The sequence below is a fragment of the Arthrobacter sp. HMWF013 genome, from assembly GCF_003061105.1.
Lineage (GTDB): Bacteria > Actinomycetota > Actinomycetes > Actinomycetales > Micrococcaceae > Arthrobacter.
In genome coordinates this window covers 774-6,065 of the sequence record NZ_QAIQ01000645.1, presented here as the reverse complement: position 1 = coordinate 6,065, position 5,292 = coordinate 774, and the positions used below count along the sequence as shown (strand labels likewise).

General features: G+C 65.5%; 5 protein-coding genes. 4 read left to right on the top strand and 1 reads right to left on the bottom strand.

Annotated elements, in window-relative coordinates:
• A partial coding sequence (locus DBR22_RS21395; protein ID WP_108600649.1) for a lipase maturation factor family protein occupies positions 1-1,124 on the bottom strand: 1,124 nt, incomplete at its 3' end.
• Between the two features lie 84 nt (positions 1,125-1,208).
• On the opposite strand from DBR22_RS21395, the gene dxr reads away from it, so the two are divergent.
• The 4 genes from dxr to DBR22_RS21375 form a co-directional block, all read left to right on the top strand.
• On the top strand, positions 1,209-2,393 hold the full coding sequence (dxr, locus tag DBR22_RS21390; RefSeq protein WP_108600648.1) for a 1-deoxy-D-xylulose-5-phosphate reductoisomerase: 1,185 nt from the start codon (positions 1,209-1,211) through the stop codon (positions 2,391-2,393).
• An 18-nt stretch (positions 2,394-2,411) separates the two neighbouring features.
• The gene (locus DBR22_RS21385) at positions 2,412-3,743 is read left to right on the top strand and encodes a M50 family metallopeptidase (protein ID WP_108600647.1); all 1,332 of its coding nucleotides are present in this window, start codon (positions 2,412-2,414) and stop codon (positions 3,741-3,743) included.
• A 71-nt stretch (positions 3,744-3,814) separates the two neighbouring features.
• Entirely contained in the window at positions 3,815-4,516 is a 702-nt protein-coding gene (locus DBR22_RS21380; RefSeq protein WP_108600646.1) for a hypothetical protein, read from the top strand.
• Positions 4,517-4,629: 113 nt separating this feature from the next.
• Positions 4,630-5,292: MarR family transcriptional regulator (locus tag DBR22_RS21375; protein ID WP_108600650.1), on the top strand; the 663-nt coding region annotated here is incomplete at its 3' end.

The following is a 5,292-nucleotide window of genomic DNA, read 5'->3' as shown; positions in this document are numbered from 1 at the left end:
AACCCGTACTCGCGCCAGTCGGCGGACTCGTCCGGCTCCCCGTCCAGGGTGCCTGCCACCACGATCTCAATCCGCTGTTTGGTCACCGTGCCGAACGCACCATACGTGTTGACCAGCTGCCAGCGGTTGAAGCTCGCGTTCATCAGCTGTTGCCTGGACAGGAGGTTGCGCAGCGGCCAGTAGCTCAGGACCACCAGCAGCAGCGTCGCCAGCAGGGTGATCGCGAGCCAGTACGGGGGATTCCCGCGGCTGCCTTCGAGCGGATGCCAGTCCAACGGCAGGAAGGGGAGCACCGCGTGCGCTGCCTGATCGCTTACCGCGGAGAACGCCAACACAATCGCTATCCAGTTCAGCCAGGCAAAGTTGCCGCTGGCCACCAGCCACAGCTGGGTGAAGATGATGATGCCTGCGGCCACGCTCGCCACGGGCTGCGGGGCGAACAGGAAGAAGGGCACCACCAGCTGCGCGAAGTGGTTGCCCAGGACTTCGAGCCGGTGGAAAGGTTTGGGCAGCAGGTGCGCATGCCGGCTGAGCGGACCGGGCATCGGCTGGGTCTCGTGGTGGTAGTAAAGGGCAGTCAGGTCGCGCCATTCCCTGCCGCCGCGGATCTTGATCATCCCGGCACCGAACTCCAGCCGGAACACCAGCCACGCCACCAGGATCAGGATGGTGCGGGGCGGTTCTGTCTGGTCCGAGCCAAGGAACGCCACGGTAAAGCCGGCCTCCAGCAGCAGCATCTCCCAGCCGAAACCATAGAAGGTCTGGCCCACGTTCACGATCGACATGTACAGCAGCCACAAGGACAGGAAAGCGATGAGGGGAACCCACGGCGGCCCCAGCTGGGGGACACCGGCCACCAGGAGGGCGGAAATGGCGAGCCCGGCGACGCAGACCGCCCGCAGCAGCCGGTCCGAATACCGCCACCGGAAAAGGGTGGGCCGGCGCCGGGCGCTGAAACTCTCCAGGTAATCAGGGACGGGCAGCAGGCCGCGCTCACCCAGGAGCGCCGGGAACTGGTTCAGGGTGGACAGGAACGCAACAAAGTACAACGCCGCCACGCCCCGTTGCAGCACCTGCCGGGCGAATCCGTACTCCGGAGCATCGAACCAGGCAACCCAGTCCACGCAATCCACGTTACGCCCGCCGGTCCTGCGGCTCCAGTTCCCGTTCCGGAACCGACCATACGTGCCGTGCGGGATACTTAACCCATGCAGCCACGCAGAATCGTCATCCTTGGATCCACCGGTTCCATCGGCACCCAGGCGATAGACGTCGTCGACGGCGCCCCCCACCTTTTCGAGGTCGTGGCACTGAGCGCAGGCGGCGGTAACCTCGAGCTTCTGGCCCGCCAGGCCGTCCACACCGAAGTGCCCGTGGTGGGAATCGCCGCGGGGGATCCGCGGCAGCTTCAGACCCTGATCGCCGAGGCTGCCCGGAGCGCGGGACGGCACGGCTACCGGCCCGAAATCATTTCCGGCCCGGACGCCTCGGCCCGGATCGCAGCGGTGGACGCCGATGTGGTCCTGAACGGCATCACCGGTTCCATCGGACTCGCCCCCACGCTGGCGGCACTGAAGTCGGGTGCAACGCTGGCCCTGGCCAACAAGGAATCACTGATTGTGGGCGGCGAGCTGGTTAAGGCCGCAGCGCGGGAGGGCCAGATCGTTCCGGTTGACTCGGAGCACTCGGCCATAGCGCAGTGCCTGCGGTCCGGTTCAGCGGAAGAGGTGGACAAACTCATCCTGACCGCATCGGGAGGGCCCTTCCGCGGCCGGACACGGGATGAGCTCCACGACGTGTCCCCGACACAGGCTTTGGCGCATCCCACCTGGGACATGGGGCTGATGGTCACCACGAACTCGGCCACGCTGGTCAACAAGGGCCTGGAGCTCATCGAAGCCCATCTGCTGTTCGACGTACCCCTGGACCGGATCGAGGTAGTGGTCCACCCGCAGTCCGTGGTCCATTCCATGGTCCAGTTCGTTGACGGGTCAGTGATCGCCCAGGCCTCCCCGCCGGATATGCGCCTGCCCATCGCCCTCGGCATGGGCTGGCCGGACAGGGTCCCCCAGGCCGCCGCTGCCTGCGACTGGACGAAGGCAACCAGTTGGACGTTCGAACCCCTGGACTCCGCGGCCTTCCCGGCGGTGAACCTGGCCAAGGACGCTGCCAAACAGGGAAGCACCTTCCCGGCCGTCTTCAACGCCGCGAACGAGGAAGCGGTCACGGCCTTCCATGCCGGGCGCATCCGGTTTACCGGGATCGTTGACACCATCGATGCTGTCCTCAGCGAACATTCAGGATCTTCCGGGCTGACACTGGAGTCGGTACTGGATGCTGAAAAATGGGCACGAGCGCGCGCCCACGAACGTTTAGCAGTCAGCAGTCTCTAGGAAGCAGCAGATCCACGCATGAGTCCCGTCATCCTTTTTATCCTCGGCGTCGTCTTCGTGGCGATCGGCATAGCCGTGTCCATCGCGCTCCACGAAGTGGGGCACCTGGTGCCCGCCAAGCTTTTCAAGGTGCGCGTCACCAAGTACATGATCGGTTTTGGCCCCACCCTCTGGTCCAGGCGGAAGGGTGAGACCGAATACGGAGTGAAGGCCATTCCGCTGGGCGGCTACGTGTCCATGATCGGCATGTACCCGCCGAACAAGGACGACGGTTCGGTCCGGCCCTCCAGCACCGGCATGTTCCAGACCCTGGCCACCGAAGCCCGGTCCATGGCCCATGAGGAGGTAGGCCCGGAGGACGGCAACCGCGTGTTCTACCGGCTGCCCGTGTGGAAGAAGATCATCGTTATGCTGGGCGGGCCCGCCATGAACCTGCTGATCGGCGTGGTGCTGACAGCGGTCCTGCTGATGGGGTTTGGCGTGGCCACGGCCACCACCACCATCTCCGATGTCTCCAAGTGCCAGGTGGCCGCCGGCGAGACGGTCGATCCGGACTCGCCCGATTGCCGGCTGACGCCGGCCGCCGCGGCCGGACTCCTGCCCAACGACGTAGTGACCGCCTTTGACGGGAAAGCAGTCACCGGCTGGGACCAGCTGACCGAATGGATCCGCGCCTCCGCCGGCCGGGAAGTCAGCATCACCGTGCAACGCGACGGCGCCCCCGTCACCACCACCGTGACACCGGTGCTGTCCGCACGGCCCGTGGTGGGCGTGGACGGCCGGCAGGCCAAGGACGACGCCGGCACCCTCCTGTACCAGGACGTCGGCTTCCTGGGCATCGGCGCGAAGACAGAACTGGTTGCCCAGCCGGCGTCGTCCGTCCTGCCCATGGCGGGCGAAAACATCAGGCAGGTAGCCGGCGTCGTGTTCAACCTGCCGGCGCGCGTGGTCGGTGTTGCCAAGGCGGCGTTCAGCGAGGAAGAACGCGATCCCAACGGCCCCATCAGCGTGGTCGGCGTGGGCCGTGTGGCCGGCGAAGTGGCGGCCATGGAAGAGGTGCCGCTGCAGTCCCGGCTGGGCGCTCTGGTGGGTTTGCTGGCCGGGCTGAACTTTGCGCTCGCGGTCTTTAACCTCATCCCCCTGCTCCCGCTCGACGGCGGCCATGTGGCCGGTGCGCTTTATGAGGGGGCACGGCGGCGTGTGGCCAAGCTGTTCGGGAAGCCGGATCCGGGCGCGTTCGATATCGCCAAACTGCTCCCCGTGACGTACGTCGTGGCGGCTTTGCTGATGGGCATGAGTGCGCTGCTGATCTACGCAGACATCGTGAAGCCAGTGAACCTGTTCGGTTAGGCGGCTGCGGGGGAGCGCAGGCGAGTCTTATGGCCCTATTGGCGTGATTGCCGCCGAAAATACGATCAGATGTGGGCACGTCGAATTCCGGGATCATCGGCCGCTGGATCCAGGCAGGATTGTGGGCGCTCCCTGTCTCCTGGCTGCTGACCGCATGGTCCAGCCTGGACCCCCAGCCGGACCAGGCGCAGGACCCGGAAGCCTGGGCACGCTTTGTCAGCACCGATTCCTACCAGGTCAGTCATCTGATCGGCGGCACCGGAGGCACCATCCTGGCCCTCTTCGGTGTCTTCGCCCTGGGCTGTTTCCTGGCCACCAGCCGGGCCGCAGGCATGGCACTGGCCGGGCTGGTCCTTGGGGCCGCCGGCAATGCTTTGCTGCTGGTCCCGGCCGTGATTTCCACCTTCGCCACCCCCGCCATCGGAAAGGCCTACCTGGCCGGAAACCGTGACGTGATGCAGCTGGAATTCCCTGACGCCCTGACCTGGGCGTTCCTGCTGGGGCTCCTGCTTTCGGTCATCGGCAGCCTGGTCCTGGGGCTCGCGGTCTGGCGATCCAACGTGCTGCCGCGCTGGGCCGGGGCCCTGTGGGCTGCCGGCACAGTGCTGTTCTATGTTCTGGGTGCAGTCCTGGGACGGGCGACTACCGGCAGCAGCCTGCCAACCCAGTCTGTAGGGGCGCTGGTCCTGGCCGTCGCGGGCGGGTGGATCGCCTGGAGCGCAGCCCGGCAGATCGCTGCGACCTCCCAACTCACCGCGACGGGTTCGGTCTGATGTCCCGCAGGTGCTTTACCGGGTGATATTTCGAAGTCAGCCTTTTTCGGCTGATTTTTAATAATCAGCTATTTTTGATTGATTATTACAGATCAGCTGCGTAGGGTTATCTCATGTACGTTCTGACCATTGACCAGCGCGGCAGCACCCATGACATCGACAGGGTCCCTGGGTTAATCACTGCCCTGCGCAGCCTGACCTCCGCCCCGTTTGAGCGTTCCGTAGGCGATGAGCTCCAGGGCGTGGTGGAACATTCCGCCGAGGTGGTGGAGATCGCGTTACATGCACTCCGGAGCGGCTACTGGTACGTGGGTATCGGTATTGGAACTGTGCAGCTGACGCCGGGCGGCAGCCCGCGGGAAGGATCCGGTAGCGGGTTTGTGGCGGCGCGGAAGGCAGTCGAACTGGCAAAGAGCGTGGCCAGCCAGGTTCCGTTGTCAGTGGTGTCCGGCAACATGGGCCGTGGACGGGGAACCTCTCCCTCAGCCGGGGAAGGATCCATGGCCAGTGCGCATGCCCAGGCGGTGCTTCGCCTGATCGGACGCGTGGTGCAGCAACGCACAGAAGCCCAGTGGCGCGTCGTCGATCGGCTCCGCGGGCTCCAAAGCGCGGACGGAAGGCACGGCAGCCAGAAACAGGTGGCCCTTGACCTGGGAATAACTGAGCAATCGGTGAGCCGTGCCGTGGCCCGCTCGGGCTGGCCGGAAGAATGGGCAGCCAGGCCGGCTGCAGCCATGCTCCTGGACTACGCGCAAACCCACATTGAAGGAGACCGG

Bases quoted from the DNA above. Each gene is read 5' to 3' on its own strand.
- DBR22_RS21385 (WP_108600647.1), top strand. From the start codon at position 2,412: ATGAGTCCCGTCATCCTTTTTATCCTCGGCGTCGTCTTCGTGGCGATC.
- dxr (WP_108600648.1), top strand. From the start codon at position 1,209: ATGCAGCCACGCAGAATCGTCATCCTTGGATCCACCGGTTCCATCGGC.